21 protein-coding genes and 1 tRNA gene are annotated in these 20,958 nt (G+C 73.1%); 12 read left to right on the forward strand and 10 right to left on the reverse strand.

Annotation, left to right across the window (positions count from 1 at the left end):
• Positions 1-128: 128 nt before the first annotated feature.
• The gene (locus BM342_RS16680) at positions 129-1,229 is read right to left on the reverse strand and encodes an acyltransferase family protein (RefSeq protein WP_092968132.1); all 1,101 of its coding nucleotides are present in this window, start codon (positions 1,227-1,229) and stop codon (positions 129-131) included.
• 164 nt (positions 1,230-1,393) lie between these two features.
• Between BM342_RS16680 and BM342_RS16685 the strand changes: the two genes are divergently transcribed.
• The 6 genes from BM342_RS16685 (at position 1,394) to BM342_RS16710 (ending at position 5,665) form a co-directional block, all read left to right on the forward strand.
• Positions 1,394-2,176, forward strand: coding sequence for an SDR family NAD(P)-dependent oxidoreductase (locus BM342_RS16685; protein ID WP_177232231.1), 783 nt, complete (start codon positions 1,394-1,396; stop codon positions 2,174-2,176).
• A complete protein-coding gene (locus BM342_RS16690; protein WP_092968134.1) occupies positions 2,176-2,943 on the forward strand; it encodes a potassium channel family protein in 768 nt (255 codons plus the stop codon). The genes BM342_RS16685 and BM342_RS16690 overlap by 1 nt, the downstream gene beginning before the upstream one ends.
• Positions 2,944-2,952: 9 nt before the next feature.
• Positions 2,953-3,504: a phosphoribosyltransferase gene (locus BM342_RS16695; RefSeq protein ID WP_092968136.1), complete on the forward strand. Its 552-nt coding sequence runs from the start codon at positions 2,953-2,955 to the stop codon at positions 3,502-3,504.
• Complete coding sequence (locus BM342_RS16700; RefSeq protein WP_092968138.1) at positions 3,501-4,217, forward strand: Type 1 glutamine amidotransferase-like domain-containing protein; 717 nt, start codon at positions 3,501-3,503, stop codon at positions 4,215-4,217. Before BM342_RS16695 ends, BM342_RS16700 begins: the two co-directional genes overlap by 4 nt.
• A gap of 94 nt (positions 4,218-4,311) precedes the next feature.
• Entirely contained in the window at positions 4,312-5,016 is a 705-nt protein-coding gene (locus BM342_RS16705) for a uracil-DNA glycosylase (protein WP_092968774.1), read from the forward strand.
• A gap of 70 nt (positions 5,017-5,086) precedes the next feature.
• On the forward strand, positions 5,087-5,665 hold the full coding sequence (locus tag BM342_RS16710; RefSeq protein ID WP_092968776.1) for a GNAT family N-acetyltransferase: 579 nt from the start codon (positions 5,087-5,089) through the stop codon (positions 5,663-5,665).
• Between the two features lie 45 nt (positions 5,666-5,710).
• Here BM342_RS16710 and BM342_RS16715 read toward each other — a convergent pair whose 3' ends face one another.
• Complete coding sequence (locus tag BM342_RS16715; protein ID WP_092968140.1) at positions 5,711-6,355, reverse strand: hypothetical protein; 645 nt, start codon at positions 6,353-6,355, stop codon at positions 5,711-5,713.
• A 47-nt stretch (positions 6,356-6,402) separates the two neighbouring features.
• Here BM342_RS16715 and BM342_RS16720 point away from each other — a divergent pair, with 47 nt between their 5' ends.
• The 6 genes from BM342_RS16720 (at position 6,403) to BM342_RS16745 (ending at position 13,086) form a co-directional block, all read left to right on the forward strand.
• The gene (locus BM342_RS16720; protein ID WP_092968142.1) at positions 6,403-7,824 is read left to right on the forward strand and encodes an amidase; all 1,422 of its coding nucleotides are present in this window, start codon (positions 6,403-6,405) and stop codon (positions 7,822-7,824) included.
• Between the two features lie 49 nt (positions 7,825-7,873).
• The gene (locus BM342_RS16725; RefSeq protein ID WP_092968144.1) at positions 7,874-8,860 is read left to right on the forward strand and encodes a siderophore-interacting protein; all 987 of its coding nucleotides are present in this window, start codon (positions 7,874-7,876) and stop codon (positions 8,858-8,860) included.
• Between the two features lie 14 nt (positions 8,861-8,874).
• Positions 8,875-9,969: a FecCD family ABC transporter permease gene (locus BM342_RS16730; RefSeq protein WP_255368882.1), complete on the forward strand. Its 1,095-nt coding sequence runs from the start codon at positions 8,875-8,877 to the stop codon at positions 9,967-9,969.
• On the forward strand, positions 9,969-11,063 hold the full coding sequence (locus BM342_RS16735) for a FecCD family ABC transporter permease (protein ID WP_092968146.1): 1,095 nt from the start codon (positions 9,969-9,971) through the stop codon (positions 11,061-11,063). The genes BM342_RS16730 and BM342_RS16735 overlap by 1 nt, the downstream gene beginning before the upstream one ends.
• Positions 11,060-11,947: an ABC transporter ATP-binding protein gene (locus tag BM342_RS16740; protein WP_092968148.1), complete on the forward strand. Its 888-nt coding sequence runs from the start codon at positions 11,060-11,062 to the stop codon at positions 11,945-11,947. Before BM342_RS16735 ends, BM342_RS16740 begins: the two co-directional genes overlap by 4 nt.
• 107 nt (positions 11,948-12,054) lie before the next feature.
• Positions 12,055-13,086 carry an iron-siderophore ABC transporter substrate-binding protein gene (locus tag BM342_RS16745; protein ID WP_092968150.1) on the forward strand — a complete coding sequence of 344 codons (1,032 nt, stop codon included), beginning with the start codon at positions 12,055-12,057 and terminating at the stop codon, positions 13,084-13,086.
• A gap of 68 nt (positions 13,087-13,154) precedes the next feature.
• Here the strand turns inward: BM342_RS16745 and BM342_RS16750 are convergent, their stop codons facing one another.
• From BM342_RS16750 to BM342_RS16785, 8 genes are all read right to left on the reverse strand, one after another.
• Positions 13,155-13,562, reverse strand: coding sequence for a Fe-S oxidoreductase (locus tag BM342_RS16750; protein ID WP_092968152.1), 408 nt, complete (start codon positions 13,560-13,562; stop codon positions 13,155-13,157).
• Entirely contained in the window at positions 13,559-15,052 is a 1,494-nt protein-coding gene (locus tag BM342_RS16755; RefSeq protein ID WP_092968154.1) for a dihydrolipoyl dehydrogenase family protein, read from the reverse strand. The genes BM342_RS16750 and BM342_RS16755 overlap by 4 nt, the downstream gene beginning before the upstream one ends.
• A gap of 238 nt (positions 15,053-15,290) precedes the next feature.
• A complete protein-coding gene (locus BM342_RS16760; RefSeq protein WP_092968156.1) occupies positions 15,291-16,181 on the reverse strand; it encodes an arginase family protein in 891 nt (296 codons plus the stop codon).
• Between the two features lie 113 nt (positions 16,182-16,294).
• Complete coding sequence (locus BM342_RS16765) at positions 16,295-17,029, reverse strand: PspA/IM30 family protein (RefSeq protein WP_092968158.1); 735 nt, start codon at positions 17,027-17,029, stop codon at positions 16,295-16,297.
• Positions 17,030-17,143: 114 nt separating this feature from the next.
• Complete coding sequence (locus BM342_RS16770; RefSeq protein ID WP_092968160.1) at positions 17,144-19,168, reverse strand: TPM domain-containing protein; 2,025 nt, start codon at positions 19,166-19,168, stop codon at positions 17,144-17,146.
• 87 nt (positions 19,169-19,255) lie between these two features.
• Complete coding sequence (locus BM342_RS16775) at positions 19,256-20,098, reverse strand: hypothetical protein (RefSeq protein ID WP_092968162.1); 843 nt, start codon at positions 20,096-20,098, stop codon at positions 19,256-19,258.
• Entirely contained in the window at positions 20,088-20,633 is a 546-nt protein-coding gene (locus BM342_RS16780) for a sigma-70 family RNA polymerase sigma factor (RefSeq protein ID WP_092968164.1), read from the reverse strand. The genes BM342_RS16775 and BM342_RS16780 overlap by 11 nt, the downstream gene beginning before the upstream one ends.
• 97 nt (positions 20,634-20,730) lie before the next feature.
• Positions 20,731-20,803, reverse strand: a tRNA-Arg gene (locus BM342_RS16785).
• Positions 20,804-20,958 lie beyond the last annotated feature (155 nt).

Here is a 20,958-nt window from a genome sequence, read left to right on the forward strand (position 1 = left end):
TGGGATCGGGGCACGGGTTCGCCGCGATGAGGACACGCTACGTTCGCCGTGCGCGGCCGGCAACGGGTGGCGAAACACGGCGTCACGGCACGTCTCGGCGGGTCGCGCCGGGTCGCGGAGCGACGCGGTCAGGGGTCGTTCGGGTGCGGCGGCAGCACGATGGTGCCGGTGGCCGTCGAGGGCTCGGGGCGGAACAGCCATCGCGCCCGCGGCTCGACGAGCGGCCGGAACACCCGGCGAACGGGCTTCAGCGCGAGCACGATCGAGATGCCGACGCAGAACAGCATCATCGCCGGCAGCACCCAGAACGGCTGGTCGCCCTCGAGCACCGGCGTCTCGCGGAACGGGTAGAGCACGAACGGGTGCAGCAGGTAGATGTACATCGTCGCGCCGCCGAACGCCGTGAACCAGTGCTTGCCGCGCGGCATGAGGATCAGGAACGCGACGGCGAGCACCATCGCGAGGAGCAGCAGCACGAGTCGGACCAGTCCGGTCCAGGGTTCGTCGTACCCGATCGCGACGTACGACTCGTCGTAGAGCATGAAGCGGCGCAGCTTGAGGTCGCGGAGCGTCTCGATCGTGGCCGGCATGAACGCGAGCACCGCGCCGAGCAGCACGATGGCGCCGGCCCGCCAGCGCCACGCGACCGCGGGGGACAGGTCGAGCCATCGGTCGGTGACCTGCCACTGCCGCAGCTTCCAGCCGAACACGAAGAACGGCAGCATGCCCAGCGTGCGCGAGAGCGCGAGCGTCGAGTCGATCGTCTCGGTGTAGCCGGCGCCGATCGAGATGAGGATCGCGATGAGCAGGGGATAGCGCAGCAGCACGAGGTAGGGCAGCACGATGCGCCAGACGGCGAGCGCGATGAGGAACCAGAGCGTCCATGAGGGGGTCGTGAAGTCGAGGGCGAACGGGCCGCCCAGCGCCCACTTCACGACCGTCCAGATCGTCTCGAAGATCAGGTACGGGAACACGATGTCGGTGAGGATCTGCTTCAGCGCCTTCGCGCTCGGCGGCCCGGACTTCGCGAAGTACCCGCTCACCGTCACGAACACGGCGACGTGGAACGAGTAGATGAACAGGTAGACGCTGTAGGCGCTGTCGGATTCGGCGATGAGCGGCAGGATCCCGTGGCCGATCACGACGAGCGCGATCGCGATCCAGCGCGCGTTGTCCCAGAGGGGCACCCGTCGCCTGGTGTGGGGCTTCGGCGCGGTGGTGCGGTGCATCGGTCCATTCAAGCGCAGCGGGGCGGATGCCGCAGGTCGGCGTGCGTGCGAACGGGCCCGCGTCGCGTCCACTGCCGCCGCACGCCGACCGATCCGCGGGCCCGGCGAGGATCGCTCGGGCGGGTGCGCGCGGCATCCGCCCCTCGCACGGCAGAATGGGGCCCATGGGTGAACTGCGTGTGGTCGTGACGGGTGCGAGTTCGGGCATCGGAGCGGCCACCGTGCGCGCATTCCGCGCCGCGGGCTGGCAGGTCGTCGGGGTCGCGCGTCGCGAGGATCGGCTGCGCGCGCTCGCCGCGGAGACCGGCGCCGAGGTGTTCGTGGCCGACCTCACGGTGCAGTCCGACGTCGATGCGCTGCGCGACCACCTCGAGGCCACGGGCCCCGTGCATGCGCTCGTCAACAACGCGGGCGGCGCGAAGGGGCTCGACAGCGTCGAGGGCTCCTCGGTCGACGACTGGGCGTGGATGTTCGAGGTCAACGTGCTCGCCGTCAAGCGCGTGATCTCCGCGCTGCTGCCGCTGCTGCGGCGCGGGGCGCTCGAACGCGGCGTCGGCGACATCCTGAACGTGACCTCCATCGCCGGTCACGCGGCGTACGTCGGCGGCGGCGGGTACAACGCCGCGAAGTTCGCCGCGCACGCGCTCACCGAGGTGCTGCGGCTCGAGCTGAACGGCGAGCCGCTGCGCGTCATCGAGGTCGCGCCCGGCATGGTCAAGACCGACGAGTTCGCGCTCGTGCGCTTCGGCGGAGACCGTGCACGGGCCGATGCCGTGTACAGCAGCGTGCCCGAGCCCCTGGTGGCCGAGGACATCGCCGCGGTCATCGTCGACGCCGTCACGAAGCCGCGCCACGTCGACCTCGACCTCATCGTCGTGAAGCCCGTGGCGCAGTCGGCGCCGTACCTCGTGGCCAAGGGCCCGCTGACCGTGCGCGCGGAGGAGTGATGGCCGACGGCGACGCGCTCGCCGCTCCGCGTCGCGAGGCGTGGGAGCGCGTGACGACCGTGCCGCTCGTGGTGCTCGGCGTCGTCTTCATCGTCGCGTACACGGTGTACGTGCTCGCCCCGTGGATTCCCCGGGGGCCGGGCTCGGTGCTGTTCTTCGCGCTCATCGTCGCGTGGCTCGTGTTCGTGACCGACGTGATCGTGCGCATCTCGCTTACCCCTCGGGGCGGACGGTGGCGCTTCGTGCGCACGCACCCGATCGACGTGCTCTCGGCGATCATCCCGGTGTTCCGTGCGTTCCGCGTGCTCACGCTCCTGCGAGAGGTTCCCTACCTGCAGCGACGCAACGGTGCGGCCGTGCGGGCGAACATCATCATCTACGGCCTCACGTACGCGGTGGTCTTCGTCTACTTCGTCTCCCTCGCCACGCTGCAGGCCGAGCGCGACGCGCCCGGCGCGACGATCACGACGTTCGGCGACTCCGTGTGGTGGGCCATCGTCACGCTCGCGACCGTCGGCTACGGCGACATGTACCCCATCACGACCGAAGGGCGTCTCTACGCGGTCTTCCTGATGGCCGGCGGCGTCGTCATCGTCGGCACGGCCTCGGCGACGGTCATCTCGTACATCGGCGATCGGGTGAGCCAGGTGCGCCGAGAGCGCACCGGCGGCACCGGGGCCGTGCTCGAACTCCTCGACCCGACCGAGGCCGACGAGGAGGCGACGGCGGCGCCGGACGCACCACGGGAGCCCGGGGCGGACGGCTAGCCTTGGTGCATGACGTTCGATGCGAATGACGCCGGCACGACCGGCGATGCGATCCGCAAGGAGATCCTCACCTGGGACGACTTCGCCGTCGCCTCGCGCAAGGTCGCGGCCGAGGTGCTCGGCTCCGGGTTCCGCCCCGACGTGGTGATCGCGATCGCACGCGGCGGCCTGCTGTTCGCCGGGTCCATCGCGTATGCGCTCGGCACCAAGGCGTGCGGGTCGATCAACGTGGAGTTCTACACGGGCGTCGACGAGCGACTCGAGGAGCCGATCCTGCACCCGCCCATGCTCGACGCGCCCGCCCTGAGCGGCAAGCGCGTGCTCCTCGTCGACGACGTGTCCGACTCGGGTCGCACGCTCGCCAAGGTCGTCGGCATCCTCGGCGACGCGGGCGCCGAGGTGCGCAGTGCGACCCTCTACACCAAGTCGCACACGGTGCTCGTGCCCGACTTCGACTACAAGCGCACCGACGACTGGATCGTGTTCCCGTGGTCGGCGCTGCCGCCGGTGCACGTGCTCGACGCCGGCGATGCGGCCGACGAGGCCGGGGCCTTCGCATGAGCGTGCATCTCGTCGGAGGCGGCGCGCTGAGCGCGGCACACGCCCCGCTGTACGCCACGTTCCTCGCGGAGGCCGCGGCCCGCGGCCGTGCGGCCGGTCGCGAGCGGCCTCGCGTCGCGGTGCTGTCCCTGCATCCCGCAGGGGTGCAGCAGGCCGAAGTGCTGGTCGACGTCCTGCGGGCCGCCGGCGAGTTCGAGCCCCACGTGACCGCCGCCGAGCGCGGCGGGTCCGTCGACCTCGCGTCGATCGCCGAGGTCGACGGCATCGTGATCGGCGGCGGCATCGTCGAGGAGGTCCGGGCCGGCATCGAGCCCGTGTTCGGGGAACTCCGGCGCCAGATCGCATCCGGCGTGCCCTACCTCGGCGTCTCGGCCGGCGCGATGATCGCAGGCGAGGGGGCGCTCGGCGGCGGATCGCGCATCGACGGCGTGGTCGTCTCGCCCGAAGACCCGTCCGAACCCGGCGAGGAGTTCGAGGTCGAGGCCGGCATCGGGCTCGTCGACGTCGCGATCGACGCGCACGTCGCCCAGCGAGGCAACCTCTCGCGCCTCGTCGCCGCGGTCGAGGCCGGGCTCATCGAGAGCGCCCTCGGCATCGACGAGCGCACCGCGCTCATCGTGGGCGAGGGCGGGCTGCGGGTCGTCGGCTCCGGCAGCGTCTGGCGCGTGCTCCCCGCCGACGGAGGCGTGCTCGTCTCGACCCTCGGCGCCTGACGTGCCGCACGCCGCGGGCGGCGAGCCGCTCGACGGCTTCGGGGTCTTCGACGGGCTCGAGGGGGCGCCCGTGCGCGGTGCATCCGCACCTGCCGTGCCGGCGTTCGACGGACTCGGCACGCTCGACGACCTCGTCGCGGAGGGGCGCGTCGACCCGGGCTGGGCTCGCGCGCTCGAACCCGTCGCGCCGGCCCTCGCCGAGATCGACGCGTTCCTCCGTGCCGAGTCGGCTGCCGGGCGCGGCGTGCTGCCCGCGGCCGACCTGGTGCTGCGCGCGTTCGCCGCGCCGCTCGACGAGGTCCGCGTGCTCGTCGTCGGACAGGACCCATACCCGACGCCTGGGCATCCGATCGGGCTCTCGTTCGCGGTCGACCGTCACGTGCGCCCGCTGCCGAGGAGCCTGGCCAACGTCTACGCCGAGCTCGCCGCCGATCTCGGCGTGGCGCCCCCGGCGCACGGCGACCTCACGCCATGGACGGCGAACGGCGTCATGCTGCTGAACCGCGTGCTGACCGTTCGGCCGGGCGAGGCGGGCTCGCACCGGGCGAAGGGGTGGGAGCAGGTGACCGACCACGCGATCCGCACGCTCGCGGCTCGCGGCACGCCGCTCGTCGCGATCCTCTGGGGGCGTGACGCGCAACAGCTGAGCCCCCTGCTCGGCGAGACGCCCGTCATCGAGTCCGCGCACCCGAGCCCGCTCTCCGCTCGACGCGGGTTCTTCGGGTCCCGGCCGTTCAGCCGCGCGAACGAGCTGCTCGCGGCCCAGGGCGCGGCGCCGGTCGACTGGGCGCTCGCCTGATCGCCGGGCGGATGCCGCGGCATCCGCCCGTGACATCCGCCCGTGACGTGCGCGGCGTATGGTGGTCGCCATGCTCGAGGAGGAATACCAGCCGCGCCGCGAACTGCCGCGGCACCTGCGCAAGCCCGCCGAAGCCGAGGCGCCGTTCGCCTACGAGATCCGCGATGCGGTGGCCGCCGACCTGCCGGCCGTGCGCGAGATCTACAACTACTACGTCGCGAACTCCACGGTCACGTTCGACGAGGACGCGATGACCCTCAGGGAGTGGAAGGCGAAGTTCGCCCACCTGTCGAAGCTCGGCATGCCGTTCATCGTCGCCGAGTCGCCCTCTGGCCAGTTGCTCGGCTACGCGCTCGTCGCGCCGTGGAAGCCCAAGCGCGCCTACCGGTTCACGGTCGAGAACTCGATCTACCTCGGCCCGGCGGCGGCCGGCAAGGGGCTCGGGCGCGCGCTGCTCGGCGAGCTCATCGAGCGTTCGAAGGCCGCGGGGCTCAAGGAGATGCTCGCGGTCATCGCCGACCAGGGCGCCGACGCCTCGATCGCACTGCACGAGAAGTTCGGCTTCACCGAGATCGGGCGCATGGGCCGCGTCGGGTTCAAGTTCGATCGCTGGCTCGGCACGGTGCTGCTGCAGCGATCGCTGAAGTAGCGGGCCTCGACCCGATGCGGTCGCCGGGCGGCGGGGCGATCCGCGTCAGAAGGTGATCTCGAGGGTGCCGACCGCCGACGGGCCTGCGATCGCGACGACGAGCCCGGTCGCGGCGAAGAGCGCCGGATGCGCCAGGCCGACCACGATCCGGCGGAGTGCCGGTCGGGACGCGAACAGGTGCTCCGGCACGCGGTCGGCCGTCGGCACTTCGGCCCAGCCGCGCACCCGCACCAGGAACCACGCGCAGCGCACCACGAACGCGGCCCAGAGCAGGGCCGCGACGAGCGGCACCACGACGAGCATGAGGTCGAAGCCGATGCCGATGATCTCGTCTTCGCGCTGCTCGGCCGCGAGCTGGATCGACTGCGAGATCGCCGCGCCGACGACGACCGACAGGCCCCAGGCGGTCAGGCCGAATACGAGCGCGAGGTAGCGCACGAAGAAGTGCGAGAACACCGAGCTCATCGCCTCGAAGTGGGTGCGGGGCGTCGCCGCCAGCACGAGCACGGTCGCGATCGTCGAGGGCAGCACGAGCAGGCCGATCAGGAGCCAGTCGATCAGGCCGTGCCAGTCGAGCATGACGGCGACGACGAGGGCGGCGCCGAACACGAGGCTCCACGCGACACCCCAGACGAGCGGATGTCGCGTGATCGAGGTGGTGATGCCGACCGTCACCGGGTTGCTGCTCACGGCGTCATGCTATCGGCCGTCGCGCGCGCGGGCCGTAGGCTCGGGGGGTGGAACTGCACGAGCTCACCGCACTCGAACTCCATCGACTGCTGCAACGCGGGGAGGTGTCGCCGGTCGAGCTGACGGGTCACTACCTCGACCGCTCCGAACGACTCGATCCTGAGCTCGGCGCGTTCGCGACCATTACGCCCGAACTCGCGCTGGAACGCGCGAGGTTCGTGACCGAGCACGTGCCGAAGGCCGCCCCGCTCTGGGGCATGCCGCTCGCCGACAAGGACCTGCACGACCGGGCGGGAGTCACGGCCGCGTACGGGTCGCGGGCGTTCGCCGGGTCGGTGCCCGAAGCCTCGGACGATCTCGTGCGCGCCGTCGACGCCGCGGGCGCGGTGAGCCTCGGCAAGACCGCGACGCCCGAGTTCGGCCTGCCCTCGTACACCGAGGCGCTCGTCGGGCGTCCGACGCGCAATCCGTGGGATCCGACGCTCGGAGCCGGCGGCTCGAGCGGGGGAGCCGCGTCGGCCGTGGCGGCTGGCATGCTGCCGTTCGCACCGGGCTCCGACGGCGGCGGGTCGATCCGCATCCCGGCCGCGGTCTGCGGGCTCGTCGGCATCAAGCCGTCGCGCGGGCGCGTGCCGGCCGGCTCCGGCCTCGGAGGGCTCGCCGGGCTGGGCGTGGCCGGCGCGATCGCGCGCACGGTCGCCGACGCGGCGCTGCTGCTCGACGGCATGATCGCCCCGACCGGATACCCCGCGGCGCACCCGTACGCCGTGCGCGCGCCAGGCGACGACGGGCCCTACCTCGGGGCGGCGATCCGCGGAGAGGGGCGCTTCCAGGTCGGCGTGATGACCGACTCCCCGTGGGACGACGCGTACGACATCGGGATCGCACCCGCGGCGCGGTCGGCGCTCGACCGGGCCATCTCTGTGCTCGACGGAGCCCGCCACGGCATCGAGGAGGTGGCGCCGGCACCCGAGCCGGGCTATCCAGAGGCGTTCCGCACGATCTGGCAGGCGGGGGCGGCGACGATCCCCGTCGACGACGAGCGGTTCGCGCTGCTCGAGCCGCTGACGCAGTGGCTCCTCGAACGCGGGCGGGCGATTCCCGCACGGCAGCTCGCCGAGGCGCTGTCGTGGCTGTCGGAGTTCGAGCGCCGGGTGATCTCGCGGTTCGCGTCGTACGACGCGGTCCTGACCCCGGCGCTCGCGCTCGAACCGCCCGCCGTCGGCTGGTACGACGCCGAAGACGGCGAACGCAACTTCGCGCAGCAGGTGCAGGTGACGCCGTTCACGTCGTTCGTCAACGTCGCCGGGCTGCCGGCGATCACGATCCCGGTCGAGTTCACCGAGGCCGGCGTGCCGATGGGCGTGCAGCTCATCGGGCGGCCGGGCGGCGAGGCGACGCTGTTCTCGCTCGCGGCGCACCTCGAGCGCCGGTTGCGGCGTGCGCCGCGGCATCCGCTCGTCTGGTGATCGACCGAGCGGTTCGGATGCCGCGGGGCCGATGTGTAAGACTTAGGTAATGCTTACCTCAGTCGCCGAAGCCCCCCGGCGCGACCGGCCCGCGTACCGCAACTTCGCCGTCACGGTCGCGCGCGTGGAACGCCGATCGCCGACCTTCGTGAACATCACGTTCACGGGCGACGACCTGGCCGACTTCGGCACCGCCGGACTCGACCAGCGGGTGAAGGTCGTGCTGCCGCTCGAGTCGACCGGATTCGCATCGTTCCCCGACGGCGAGGACTGGTACACGCAGTGGCGCGAGCTCCCCGGCGAGCTGCGCAACCCCTTCCGCACCTACACCGTTCGCGCCGTGCGGCCCGACGAGCGCGAGGTGGACATCGTCTTCGCCTGCCACGGCGACGTCGGACCGGCCTCGGCATGGGCGGGTCGCGCGGAACCCGGCGACGAGATCGTGCTCATCGGCCCCGACGAGTACGGCTCGGGTCGGACCGCCGGCATCGACTGGCGGCCCGGCGACGTCGGAACGCTGCTGCTCGCGGGCGACGAGACGGCGACGCCGGCGATCTGCGCGATCCTCGAGTCGCTGCCCGAGGACTCCGTCGGCGCCGCTTTCCTCGAGGTGCCCGCGTCCGGCGACGCCCTCGAGGTGCGTGCACCGGAGGGCGTCGACGTCCGCTGGCTCGCGCGAGACGGCGGCACCCATGCAGCCGGATCCGCCGGCCGGCAGGTCGAGCACGGAGCCCTGCTCGCCCCCGCGGTGCGGGACTGGGTCGTCCGCCACCTCGCCGACCTCGGCGTGACGCGGGCCGGGGGCGACGAGTCCGCAGCCGCGCTCGCCGCCGCGGAGCGCGCCGACCTGCCCGACACGCCGCTCTGGGACGTGCCGGCCGGCCAGAGCCTCGACGGCGCGTGCTACGCCTGGCTCGCCGGCGAGGCGTCCGTCATCACGGGCCTGCGCAGGTTCCTCGTGCGCGAGGCGGGCCTCGACCGCCGCCAGGTCGCGTTCATGGGCTACTGGCGCCGCGGACGCGCCGAGCTCGAGTGAGCGGGGCGATCGTCGTGCCTGCCCGAGACGCGGCGCCTGCCGTCGCCACGACTCCCGCCCTGCAGGCCCCGGGCGCGGCATCCTCCCCGACGGCCGCGCCCGTGAGGCGCCGCACGCGCCGCGTCGGCACCGGGCGTGCCGTCCTCGTGCTCGTCGCGAGCGCGCTCGCACTCCTGGCGATCGTCGCGGCGAGTCTCGCGTTCGGGGTGCGTTCGATCGATCCTGGCGTCGTCTGGCAGGCGATCGTCGCGCACGACCCCGCGAACGCCGACCACAACGTCGTCTGGCAGTTGCGCGTGCCCCGCACCGTCATCGGCCTGCTCGCGGGGGTCGCGCTCGGCCTCGCGGGCACCCTCATCCAGGGCGTCACGCGCAATCCCATCGCCGACCCGGGCCTGCTCGGCCTCAACTCGGGCGCCTCGCTCGCGGTCGTGCTCTGCATCGCGCTGCTCGGCGTCAGCTCCCCGCTCGGGTACATCTGGTTCGCGTTCGCCGGCGCGGCCGCCGTGGCCGCGATCGTGTTCTCGATCGGGCGCGGGCGCCCCGTGCGGCTCGCGCTCGTCGGCGCCGCCGTGACCGCGTTCATCACGCCGCTCATCGCGCTCGTGCTGCTGCGCGACACCGAGACGTTCAACCAGTACCGGTTCTGGGCCGTCGGATCGCTGACCGGGCGAGGGCTCGACGTCGCGGCCGTGCTGTGGCCGTTCATCCTCGTCGGCACCGTGGTCGCCTTCGTGCTCGCGAACCGGCTCAACCTCATCGCCCTCGGCGACGACGTCGCGAACTCGCTCGGGCAGCGGGTCGGCACCACGCGCGCCGTGTCCGGCATCGCGCTCGTGCTGCTCTGCGGCACGGCGACGGCGCTCGCCGGCCCCATCGCGCTCGTCGGCCTCGTCGTGCCGCACGCCGCGCGACGCCTCGTCGGCACCGACTACCGGTGGATCATGCCGACGGCGCTGCTGCTCGGCCCCGTCATGCTGCTCGCGGCCGACGTCATCGGCCGCCTCATCGTGCCGAACGCCGAGCTCGAGGCCGGCGTGGTCACGGCCTTCCTCGGGGCGCCCGTGCTCATCGCGATCGCCCGCAGCAGGAACGTGGCGGGCCTGTGATGACGGCGACCGACCTCACGAGGACCCCGGCGCCCGGCGCCGACCCCGGCGCCCGCGCATCCGTCGACGACGTGCGACTCGTCGTGGCATCCGTTCGCCGTCGCAACCGACGGCGGCTCGTCGCGACCCTCGCCATCGGCGCCGCGCTCGCACTCGTCTTCGCGCTGATCGCGATCTCGTCGGGTGCGGCGAGCGTCTCGCCCGATCGCGTGCTCGCGACCCTGTTCGGGCAGGGCGACCGCACCGAGCAGCTCGTGGTCTTCAAGCTCCGCCTGCCGCGGATCCTCGCGGCGATCTTCGTCGGCGCCGCCTTCGGCCTCGCGGGCGCGGTCTTCCAGGCCGTGCTGCGCAACCCGCTCGCGAGCCCCGACATCCTCGGCGTCTCGACCGGTGCGAGCCTCGGCGCCGTCTGGGCGATCCTCGGGCTGGGCCTGACCGGCGTCGTCGTGTCGGGCTTCGCGCTCGCGGGCGCGCTCGTCGTCGCGTTCGTCATCTGGGCGGCCGCGTGGCGGCAGGGCCTGCACGGCGTGCGCTTCGTGCTCGTCGGCGTCGGACTCGCGTACGTCTGCGGCTCGCTCATCGCCTGGCTGCTCGCGAGAGCCGAGGTGCGGCAGGCCCAGGCGGCCCTGATGTGGACCGTGGGCAGCGTCTCCGACGTGCGCGGCGACGCGCTCGTGGTGCTCATCGCGGGGGTGACGGTCGGATGCCTCCTCGTCGCCGCCTTCGCGAAGGGCCTGCCGGTGCTCGCGCTCGGCGACGACCACGCGATCTCGCTCGGCGTGCGCACCGACCTGCGCCGCGGCATCCTGCTGCTGGTCGCGGTGCTGCTCATCGCGATCGCGACCTCGGTCGCGGGGCCCATCGCCTTCGTCGCGCTCATCGCGCCGGCCATCGCGCGCAGGCTCGTCGACGACGGCAGTGCGGCGCTCACCGCCTCCGTCATGACGGGCGCCGTGCTCACGCTCGGCGCCGACGTGCTCGGCCAGTTCGCCCTGCCCCAGTTCACCGCGCCGGTCGGCATCGTGACCGGCCTCATCGGCGCGCCGTACATGCTGTGGCTGCTCGCCCGTTCCGAGAGAAAGGCCAGCGCATGAGCTCCGTGCCGGCATCCGTTCCGTCGCCGTCGCCGTCGCCCGCGCCCGCCGTTCACGCCGCGCCGGCCGGACTCGCCGCCGACGGTGTCAGCCTCGGCTACGACGGCCGTCGCGTGATCGACGGGCTCGACCTCGTCATCCCGACGGGCCGCATCACCGCCATCGTCGGCCCGAACGCGTGCGGCAAGTCCACCCTGCTGCGCGGGTTCGCGCGGCTGCACCAGCTCGACGGCGGCCGCGTCACGCTCGACGGCCGCGATGTCGCATCGATGCCGCGGCGCGAGCTCGCGCGGCGGGTCGGCGTGCTGCCGCAGTCCTCGATCGCCCCCGACGGCGTACGCGTGGCCGAGCTCGTCGGCCGCGGGCGCTACCCGCACCAGGGCTGGTTCGGCCGGCACTCGAGCGACGACGACCGGTTCGTAGCCGAGGCCCTGGCCGCGACGGGCATCGCCGACCTCGCCGAGCGTCGGCTCGAGGAGCTCTCGGGCGGCCAGCGCCAGCGCGTCTGGATCGCCATGGTGCTCGCGCAGCAGACCGACATCGTGCTGCTCGACGAGCCGACGACCTACCTCGACGTGACGCACCAGCTCGAGCTGCTCGACCTGCTCACCGAGTTGAACCGCGAGCGCGGCACGACCGTGGTCATGGTGCTGCACGAGCTCAACCTCGCGGCTCGGTACGCCGACCACCTCGTCGTGATGTCGGCGGGGTCGATCATCGCCGAGGGGCGGCCCGCCGACATCCTGACCCCTGAGACCGTGCATCGCGCCTTCGCGCTCGAAGCCTCGGTGATCCCCGATCCCGTGGCCGGGTCGCCGATGATCGTGCCGGTCGGGCGGTTCCACACGGCCGGGCTCGACGGATCGGTCGCAGACGCGCCCTGATCGTGACGCGTCTGCGATCGTGACGCGTCCGTGACCGCACGAGTTCGCCTGCGGCTACGATTAGGTTAGCCTTCCCTTATCCCCACTCATCGAACGAGGAGTTCTCCGTGCGTCTTCGACGTCCGCTCATCGCCCTGGCCGGCCTCGCCGCCACGGCACTGACCCTGACCGCCTGTGCCTCGGGCACGACCGAAGAGCCCACGTCGGCCCCCGACGCGGCCGTTGGCACCGGCTTCCCGATCACGATCGAGCACGCGTTCGGCGAGACCGTCGTCGAGGCGGCTCCCGAGCGCGTCGCCACGTGGGGCTGGGGCTCCACCGAAGCTGCGATCGCGGTCGGCGTGTACCCGGTCGCGGTCGCCGAGCAGAGCTGGACCGTCGGCGAGGGCAACCTCCTGCCGTGGGTCGAGGCGGCGTACGACGACGCCGGCGTCGAGCACCCCGTCGTCATCAACGACGACGAGGGCGGCGCGACCATCCCCTACGAGGAGTTCATCGAGGCGGCTCCCGACCTGATCGTCGCCCCGTACTCGGGCCTGACCGAGGAGCAGTACGACACGCTGAGCGACATCGCCCCGGTCGTCGCCTATCCCGAAGCCCCTTGGACGACCGACTGGGACGACACCATCTCGATCACCGCGAAGGCGCTCGGCCGTGAGGCCGAGGGCGAGCAGGTGCTCGCCGACATCGACGACACCCTCGCCGAGCAGGCCGCCGCCCACCCCGAGTTCGAGGGCAAGACCGTCGCAGGCATCTGGGACGGCGACGGCATGGTCTACGTTTACACCGCCGCCGATCCCCGCATCGGCATCCTCACCGAGCTCGGGCTCGAGGTCGCTCCGAGCGTCGCCGAGCTCGACACGAGCGACGGCGGCTTCTTCTACGAACTCAGCTACGAGCAGCTCGACAAGCTCGACGCCGACGTCATCATCAACTACTCGTCCGACGAGGCGACCGCCGCGACGCTGCTCACGAAGCCCGAGACGCAGGCGATCCCCGCGGTCAAGGCCGGGCGGGTCGCGCAGGTCTACGACCCGGTGACGGTGTCGTCGGTCTCGCCCCCCACCGCCCTCAGCTTCACGTGGCCGACCGGCATGCCCGCGCTCGTCGACTCGATCGCCGGCGCGCTCGCCGAGTAGTCGCGATGTGGTCGAAGGCCGGTGCTCCCAGTCGGGGGCACCGGCCTTCGTCGTGCGGCGGGCGTCGCTCAGGTCGCCTGCCGAGCGGCATCCGATCGCCGTCGTCGCTTCGGCAGGTAGCCGCCGGCCTCGAGCCCCGCCTCGATCTCGAAGCGGTTCCGCAGCGGATCGCGCCCCGCCAGCAGGTACAGGAACGGCAGCAGCATGCCGTACTTCAGCCACTGCTGCTTGTGCACCGCCTCGTGGCCGAGCACCGTGTCGGAGTCGTTGCGGTTCGTGAGGTAGCAGGCGCCGACGCACGAGCCGCCGCGTCCGAAGGTCCAGGCTGGCATTCCCGTGAAGACGAGGAGGCCGTTGCGGCGTTCGACGCGGCCCGTGCTCCAGAGCGTGCCCCACACGAAGCCGACGCACGTCGCCCACCAGAACCCGGCCCGGCTGATCGGTGAATCGGTCAGGCGGAGGGTGCGCCCGCTCATGCCTTCGCCTCGGGACGGCCGAGGTCCTCGAGCAGTCGCAGCCAGACCTCGCTCATGGTCGGGAAGGCCGGCACCGCGTGCCAGAGGCGGTCGACCGGCACCTCGCCGACGATCGCGACGGTCGCCGCATGCAGCAGTTCGGCGACGTCCTGGCCGGTGAACGTCGCGCCGATCACCGTGCCCCGGTCGGCGTCGATCACGAGCTTCGCCCGGCCCTCGTACCCGTCGGCCAGGATGCCGGCTCCGCTCGCCGAGGTCATGTCGACCTCTGCGGTGCGCACCCCGCGACCCGCCTGCCGGGCCTGCGCCTCGGTGAGGCCCACCGCGACGGCCTCGGGTTCGGCGAACACGACCTGCGGGACCGCGGCGTGATCGGCGGTGGCGGCGTGCACGCCCCATGCTCCGATATCGACCGGATGCCCCGTGGCGCGTGCCGAGACGAGGTCGCCGACCGCGCGCCCCTGGTACTTGCCCTGGTGGGTGAGCAGGGCGCGGTGGTTCACGTCGCCCGCGGCGTACAGCCAGGGAGCTCCGCCGTCGGCGTCGCCGTCCGTGCCCGACCCGGCGGCCTCGAGGCCCTCGACCTGCATCGCATCGTCCACGCGCAGCCAGTCGCCCGGCTCGAGCCCGATCGTCTCGAGTCCGATGGCGTCGGTGCGGGGCTTGCGGCCGGTCGCGACGAGCACCTCGTCGGCGACCACGGTCGACCCGTCGTCGAGCGTGAGCACGACCTCGCCGTCGTCGGTGCGCTCGACGGCCGTGGTCTGCACCCCGGTGCGCACCGTGGCACCGAGCGAGCGGATGCCGGCGGCAACGGCCTCGCCGACGAACGGCTCCATGCCGCCGAGCAGCCCGCTGCGTGCCAGCACGGTGACGTCGGTGCCGAATCCGGCGTACGCGGTCGCCATCTCGCAGGCGACCACGCCCCCGCCGATGATCGCGAGCCTGGCGGGCACGCGTTCGACGCTCGTGGCCTCGCGGTTCGTCCACGGCGAGGCCTCGGCGAGACCTCGGATCGGCGGGATCACGGGGTCGCTGCCCGTCGAGACCACGACGGCGTGCCGTGCGATGAGCGTCACGGATTCGGCGCCGTCGCCCCCGTCGAGGACGTCGCGCGTCACGACGACGCGGCGGAGCCCGTCGAGCCGCCCGTGGCCGCGCTCCAGCCCGATGCCCGCGCTCTCGAGCCATCCGGCCGCGCCGTCGTCGCTCCAGTCGGAGACCCAGTAGTCGCGTCGGCGGAGCAGGGCCTCGACGTCGAGGTCGCCGGTGACGGCCTCGGCGGCGCCCGGAACCCGCTTCGCAGCACGCAGTGCGGCCGCGCCGCGCAGGAGCACCTTCGAGGGCACGCACGCCCAGTACGAGCACTCGCCGCCGACGAGCTCGTGCTCGACGACCACCACTTCGAGTCCGGCGGCGCGCACCCGGTCGGCGATGTTCTCGCCCACCGGTCCGGCGCCGAGTACGACGACATCGACTTCGCGTTGCATCGGTCTCCTCTCGCGCCCGTGCGGCGCCCGTGGCCCAAGCCTAGGCAGCGGCATGGGCTGGGGGCACCCCTTGCGCCCAGGCGGGTCCGATGCCATGGGCTCGTCGGGCTCGTCGGGCTCGTCGGGTTGGTAAGGCCTGTCGGGCTCGTACGGCCCGTCGAGCTCCTTCGGCTCGTCGAGCTCCTACGGCTCGTCGACCTTCGGCGGCGGTCGTCTGGCGGTCGGCCGTGCTCGGGTGTCAGAGCGCGGCGGGTGCGGATGCCGCGGGGTCGCCGTCGCGCCCCTCGGCCGGCGCCCCGCTCGCGAGCGCTCCGAGCAGCCGGAGGATCGTGGGGAGGTCGTCGTCGGCGGCCTCGGGGGAGCTGGGCGCGAAGCCGGTGATCGCGGCCCCGGCGAGCGGGAACCGGTCGACGACGGCCTTCACGAGTGCGACGAGCGTCGTCGCGTCGACGCCGAACGGCATGGGGTACGACAACCCGGCCAGCGCCGAGGGATCGAGCACGTCGAGGTCGATGTGCACGAAGACGCGCGAGGCGCCGGTGGCCTCGAGTGATGCGATGACCACGGTCGGGTCGGAGAGGTCCTCGACGGTGAGCACGTCGATGCCGTGCTCCTCGATGAAGCGGTGCTCCTCGGCGTCGATCGCGCGCACGCCGCCGAGCACGAGCCGATCGGGGGCGACGCGGCTCTCGCCGTCGAGTGCGAGCCCGTCGGCGCCCTCGCCGGCGATGTGTCGCAGGGCCATGCCGCCGAAGCCGCCCGACGGCGAGGAGTCCGGCGTGTTCAGGTCGGGATGGGCGTCGAGCCAGAGCACGGTCAGTTCGCCGCTCCACCGCCTGGCCGCGTGCGCGACGCCGGGCAGCGCGACACCGCAGTCGCCGCCGACGGTGATCGCGGTGCCGGCGATGCCGGCGAGGGCCTCTTCGGTGCGCTCGCGGGTGCGTCGCACCGCGCTGTACCGGCGGATGCCGGTTCCGAGCGCCTCTCCGGCCTCGATCGGCACCTCGACGCTGACGGTGGCGGCCGCCGGGAGGTCTCCGAGGATCGCTGCGGCGCCGTCGGCGAGGCTCATCGCGCGGGAGGAGACGGAGCCCTGCCAGAGCGGGACGACGACGAAGGTAGCGGGCATGAGCCAAGTATCCCGCGATCGGCGGCGGCTGCGCGAGCGGAGTCGGCCCGAACGACCGCGGCGGGGTCGATCGCAGACGCGATCGACCCCGCCGCGGACGGGTCGTGAGGAGATCAGCCCGAGATCGCGCCCTGGCTGCCGCCGGACTTGAGCGCGGCGAGGCGGGCGTCGACCTCGGTGAGCTCGCCCAGGTCGTCGAGCTCGTTGAACTGGGCGTCGAGGCTCGAGGCCGCGAGTTCGGCCTGTCCGCGCACGACGGCCTCCTCGCGGCGGATCTTCTCCTCGAAGCGGCCGAGTTCGCTCGTCGGGTCGAGGATGTCGATCGACTTCACGGCGTCGTGCACCTGGCGCTGGGCCTCGGCGGTCTTCGCGCGGGCCAGCAGCTCGGACCGCTTGTTCTTTAGCTGGACCAGCTTCTCCTTCATGCCGTTGAGGCCGGACTTCAGCTGCTCGACGACCTGGGTCTGCGAGGCGATCTGCGGCTCGGCGGTCTTGGCCTCGTTCTCGGACGAGATCTGGCGACCGAGCGCGACCTTGGCGAGGTTGTCGAACTTGTCGGCACCCGCGGCGTCGCCCGCGGCGCGCAGCTCGTCGCCCTTGCGGCTGGCGGCGATCGCCTTCTCGCCCCACGTGCGGGCGGCCTCGACGTCTTCGCGGTGGTCGTCTTCGAGCAGGCGCAGGTTGCCGATGGTCTCGGCGATCGCCGCCTCGGCATCGGCGATGCTGTTCGTGAAGTCGCGCACCATCTGGTCGAGCATCTTCTGCGGGTCTTCGGCCTGGTCGATGAGCGCGTTGACGTTCGCGCGCAGGAGGGTGGAGATCCTCCCGAAGATGGACTGCTTGGTCATGGTGTTCCTTTCGTCAGGTGATCGTCAGGTACTGCACGTGTGTGGTGGTTCGTCTCGTCGCGCTCGGCGACCGATGTGGCGGCGCCTGCGTGGGCGAAGGAGGATCGAGGAGGCTCAGAATCGGCCTCCGCCCCCGCGTCGGCCGCGTGTGGAGCTTCCGCCGAAGCTGCCGGCCGAACGGCCGCCGCCGGAACGGCCGCCCCCGAACCCGCCGCCGGCCGAGCCGCCGCCGAATCCGCCGAACCCGCCGGACGAGCCGGAGCGCCCGCGCCCGCCGCCGAGCATGGAGTCGATGAGGATGCCTCCGAGCACGGCGCCCATGAGGTCGCCGCCCGAGCCGCCGCGCGCCGCGTCGCCGGTCGCGCCGGGGACGCCCATGCCGCCGAACCCGCCGCCGAAGCCCTCGACGTCGTTGCGGGCGAGCGAGAGCGCCTCGGCGGCGAGGCGTTCGGCGCGCTGCGCGGACTCGACCGCGACGGCGGCATCGGTGCTGGTCTGCGCCTGCTGCAGGAGTTGCGCGGCCGATGCGAGCCTCGTGCGGGCCTCGGTGCCCACCGCGCCGCGGCGCGCGACGAGGTAGTCCTCGGCGGTCTGCACCTGCACGCGGGCGCTGCCGACGGCGCGTTCTCGCAGTGCTTCGGCCCTGGCTGCTTGCTCTGCCGCCGCGCGGGCGCCCGCGATGACGGCGTCGATCTCCTGGTTGGCCTGCGTGAGGCGGGCGACCGCGGCGAGCGGGTCGCGACCGCCGGCGCCGGCGCCGGCCCGCAGCTCGGATGCGACGGCCGCGGTGCGCTCGGCCACCTGCGCGGCGTCGCCGCCCAGCGGCCGCGCGGCGACCACGTCGGCCTCGAGATCGGCGACGCCGGCCTCGACCGCGCGATCGGCCTGCGCCAGGTCGGCGGCGAGGCGGCCGACGGCGCCCGTGAGCAGCACGGCCTGGTCTGCCGACTCCTCGGCGGCCCGGATCGCGACGGCCGCATCGGCGGTCTGCGCCGCCGCGAGCGCGTCGCGGGCTCGTGCGAGCGCCTCGGTCGCGAACGCGAGGCGCGAGGTCGCCTGCGCCGGGTTGTCGGCGACGGCGGCGAGCGCGGATGCCGCGTAGGCCTGTCCGAGCGCGCGCAGGCGCTCGGCAGCCGGCGCGATCGCGGCCTCGGCCGTCGCGGCCTCGGCGGCGACGCGCTCGAGTTCGGCCGGCGCGTTGCGCTCGAGGTCGCGGAGGGCGTCGAACGCCTCGGCCTGGGCGTCGAGCAGCGCGTCGGCCTCGCCCGTGAGCCGGATGATGCCCTCGTAGGCGGCGCGGCGCTCGGCATCGGTGTCGGGCGTGTCGTCGTCGAGGCGCTGCTGCAGCCCGAACGCCTCTGCGACCTTCGCCTTCGCCTCGGCCAGCGCAGCACGGAACGTCGACGTCGCGTCGTCGCCATAGGAGGCCGTGGCGAAGCCGAGTTCCTCCTCGCTCGTCTTCATGGCGTCGTCGGCCTGCACGAGCGCCGACCCGGCCGTGCGGCGGAGGTCGTCGAGCGGCACCGGGGGAGCACCGGTCTCGCTGCCCGTCGCATCCGTTCGGCCGCCCTTGCGGCGCCGGGCGAGCACGATCGCGATGACGGCGACGATCGCGGCCGCCGCGACGAGGAACCAGACCCAGCCCCAGCCCGAGCCGCCGGAACCGTCGGTGTCGAGGGCCTCGGCCGCGGCGATGGCGGCGCCGGCCCAGTCCTCGTCGTGCAGCAGCGGCTCGATGACCTCGGCGCGGATGCGATCGAGCTCGTCGTCGGTGATCGACGCGTTGTCGGCGACGGAGAGGTCGTACGCGCGGCCGTCGACCGCGACGGCGAGCAGGTAGTCCTCGTCGCCCATGTTGTTGGCGACCGCGGTGTCGTTGGCCCAGGTGTCGGCCTGCTCGGGGTCCTCGAACTCGCTCACGTACGCGACGAAGAGCTGGCGGCCCGTGTCGTCGTAGGTCTTCTCGATGGCGGCGAGCACGTCGTCGGTGCGCCCGTCGAGCGCGCCGACCGTGTCGACGATCGGGCTCTGCCCGAACTCCACGGGCGTCTCGGCCCATGCCGGAGCGGCTCCCGCGAAGGCGAACGCGACCCCGAGCATGCTCGCGATGATCGCCGGACTACGACGGTTCGACGTCATGCACCAATGCCTTCCAGACCCCGGGAACGGACCGGATCCGAGTCTATGGGCACCCGCCGACGCCGTCCATGCCGCGCCGCCGTGCTCTCAGCGGACGGTCAGCGGGACGGTCGGGGAGACCACGAACGTCGCATCGTCGCCGGCCGAGGCGATGAACGACACGACCGCCGACAGCTCGTACGCGCCCGGCGCGAGCGGGGGGAGTGCGGCCGCGATCGTGCCGTCCTGTTCGTCGGCCGCGGTGCAGGATGCCGCGGCGAACCCGCCCTGGAGGTCGACGTGCTCGCCGGGCGCGAGCTGCACGGGCACGACCCCGTCGCCGATCGAGGCCGCCGGATGCCACACGGTCGTCCCGGCATCCGACACCGTGATCGACGGCTCCTCGCGAACGGATCCCTCGACCACCGCCGTGCCCGTGTTCGAGACGCGCACCCGCACCACGCCCTGCTCGCCGGGGGCAACGGGGTCGATCGGGGTGAGCACGGCGGCCGTGAGCGGGCCGTCCGAGGCCCGGGTCGCCGGAGCGACGGGCCCGCCGCAGCGATTCAGCGCGTCGGGCCCGACCACGAGTCCGTCGGTGCCGAACTGCTCGCCGTCCTGCGGGGCGACGAACGCGGGGCCATGGCCGGTCCCCGCATCCTCGCTCGCGGGTTCGGAGGCGGACTCGGCAGAATCGGCGCTCGAACCCGCGGTCGTCGACACGCCTCCGCCGAGGGATCCGACGCCGAACGCGAGCGCACCGACGACGAGCAGCCCCGCGACCGAGGCGGTGACGCCCACGACGGCGCGTCGCCGGCGGTGGCGCTGCGCGCGGCTGGCGCGCAGCACGGCGTCGAGGTCGACGGGGCGGCCCGCGCCGGCATCCGCCTCGCGGGCGAGCGCCCGCGAGATGTCTTCGGGGCCCAGCGGGCTGTCGGGGTCAGGCGACATGATCGCCCTCCGTTCGGGTGGGAGCCGGACGCGACGCGGTCGCGTCGGCGGCTCGGATCGAGGAGGAGAGCGCCCGCAGCGCGTCGCTCAGGTAGCGCTTCACGGAGCCCGAGCTGAGCCCGAGCGTCGCCGCGACCTGGTCGACCGTGAGGTCCTCGTAGTAGCGCAGCACGACGCAGGCGGCCTGGCGGGGCGCGAGCGCGCGGATGCGGTGCATGAGGTCGAGCCGTTCGTCGATGCGCTCCGACTCGGCCTCCGCGGCCGCGGGCGCGACCGCGAGGTGCCGCACGCGACGCCAGGTGCCGTCGCGGCGCGACCGGTCGATGACCGCGTTCAGGATCGCCCGGCGCACGTACGCGTCGGCTCGCGGCAGGTCGAGCTGGAACCGCGGGGTGCCGAACGCGCGCACGAGCGCGTCCTGCACGAGGTCGGCGGCCTCGTCGGCGTCGCCGGTCAGCAGATACGCGTAGCGCGTGAGCGCGTCACCGCGTTCGGCGACCAGTCGCGTCGCGACGGCGTCCCAGGTGCGGGCCAATCGGGGCTCCTCCCGACGGCGGCGGATCCGCCGTCACCTGAAGAGACGAACGAACGAGTCGTTTCGTTGGGTGACCGTCGTGGAAAGACGGAATCTGTGCCCCCGGAGGGATTCGAACCCCCGACCTACGGTACCGGAAACCGGCGCTCTATCCCCTGAGCTACGGAGGCGCACAGCCGTCAACACTAGCACCGTTTGCGGGGCCGCTCCGACTCCACGCAGCGGCGTCGTCCGCTGCGCGCGGGTGCCGTGCGGGTGCAGCGCCGGCACCGCGAGGGTGCCGTGCTGGCGCCGCCCGGCTGCCGCACGCGTGCCGGCCGGGACG

It is taken from the genome of Agromyces sp. CF514, from assembly GCF_900113185.1.
Lineage (GTDB): Bacteria > Actinomycetota > Actinomycetes > Actinomycetales > Microbacteriaceae > Agromyces.

What these genes read in the sequence shown, in the direction of transcription:
- BM342_RS16680 (WP_092968132.1), bottom strand. Translation starts at nt 1,229, where the DNA reads ATGCACCGCACCACCGCGCCGAAGCCCCACACCAGGCGACGGGTGCCC.
- BM342_RS16685 (WP_177232231.1), top strand. Translation starts at nt 1,394, where the DNA reads ATGGGTGAACTGCGTGTGGTCGTGACGGGTGCGAGTTCGGGCATCGGA.
- BM342_RS16690 (WP_092968134.1), top strand. Translation starts at nt 2,176, where the DNA reads ATGGCCGACGGCGACGCGCTCGCCGCTCCGCGTCGCGAGGCGTGGGAG.
- BM342_RS16695 (WP_092968136.1), top strand. Translation starts at nt 2,953, where the DNA reads ATGACGTTCGATGCGAATGACGCCGGCACGACCGGCGATGCGATCCGC.
- BM342_RS16700 (WP_092968138.1), top strand. Translation starts at nt 3,501, where the DNA reads ATGAGCGTGCATCTCGTCGGAGGCGGCGCGCTGAGCGCGGCACACGCC.
- BM342_RS16710 (WP_092968776.1), top strand. Translation starts at nt 5,087, where the DNA reads ATGCTCGAGGAGGAATACCAGCCGCGCCGCGAACTGCCGCGGCACCTG.
- BM342_RS16725 (WP_092968144.1), top strand. Translation starts at nt 7,874, where the DNA reads ATGCTTACCTCAGTCGCCGAAGCCCCCCGGCGCGACCGGCCCGCGTAC.
- BM342_RS16735 (WP_092968146.1), top strand. Translation starts at nt 9,969, where the DNA reads ATGACGGCGACCGACCTCACGAGGACCCCGGCGCCCGGCGCCGACCCC.
- BM342_RS16740 (WP_092968148.1), top strand. Translation starts at nt 11,060, where the DNA reads ATGAGCTCCGTGCCGGCATCCGTTCCGTCGCCGTCGCCGTCGCCCGCG.
- BM342_RS16750 (WP_092968152.1), bottom strand. Translation starts at nt 13,562, where the DNA reads ATGAGCGGGCGCACCCTCCGCCTGACCGATTCACCGATCAGCCGGGCC.
- BM342_RS16755 (WP_092968154.1), bottom strand. Translation starts at nt 15,052, where the DNA reads ATGCAACGCGAAGTCGATGTCGTCGTACTCGGCGCCGGACCGGTGGGC.
- BM342_RS16760 (WP_092968156.1), bottom strand. Translation starts at nt 16,181, where the DNA reads ATGCCCGCTACCTTCGTCGTCGTCCCGCTCTGGCAGGGCTCCGTCTCC.
- BM342_RS16765 (WP_092968158.1), bottom strand. Translation starts at nt 17,029, where the DNA reads ATGACCAAGCAGTCCATCTTCGGGAGGATCTCCACCCTCCTGCGCGCG.
- BM342_RS16770 (WP_092968160.1), bottom strand. Translation starts at nt 19,168, where the DNA reads ATGACGTCGAACCGTCGTAGTCCGGCGATCATCGCGAGCATGCTCGGG.
- BM342_RS16775 (WP_092968162.1), bottom strand. Translation starts at nt 20,098, where the DNA reads ATGTCGCCTGACCCCGACAGCCCGCTGGGCCCCGAAGACATCTCGCGG.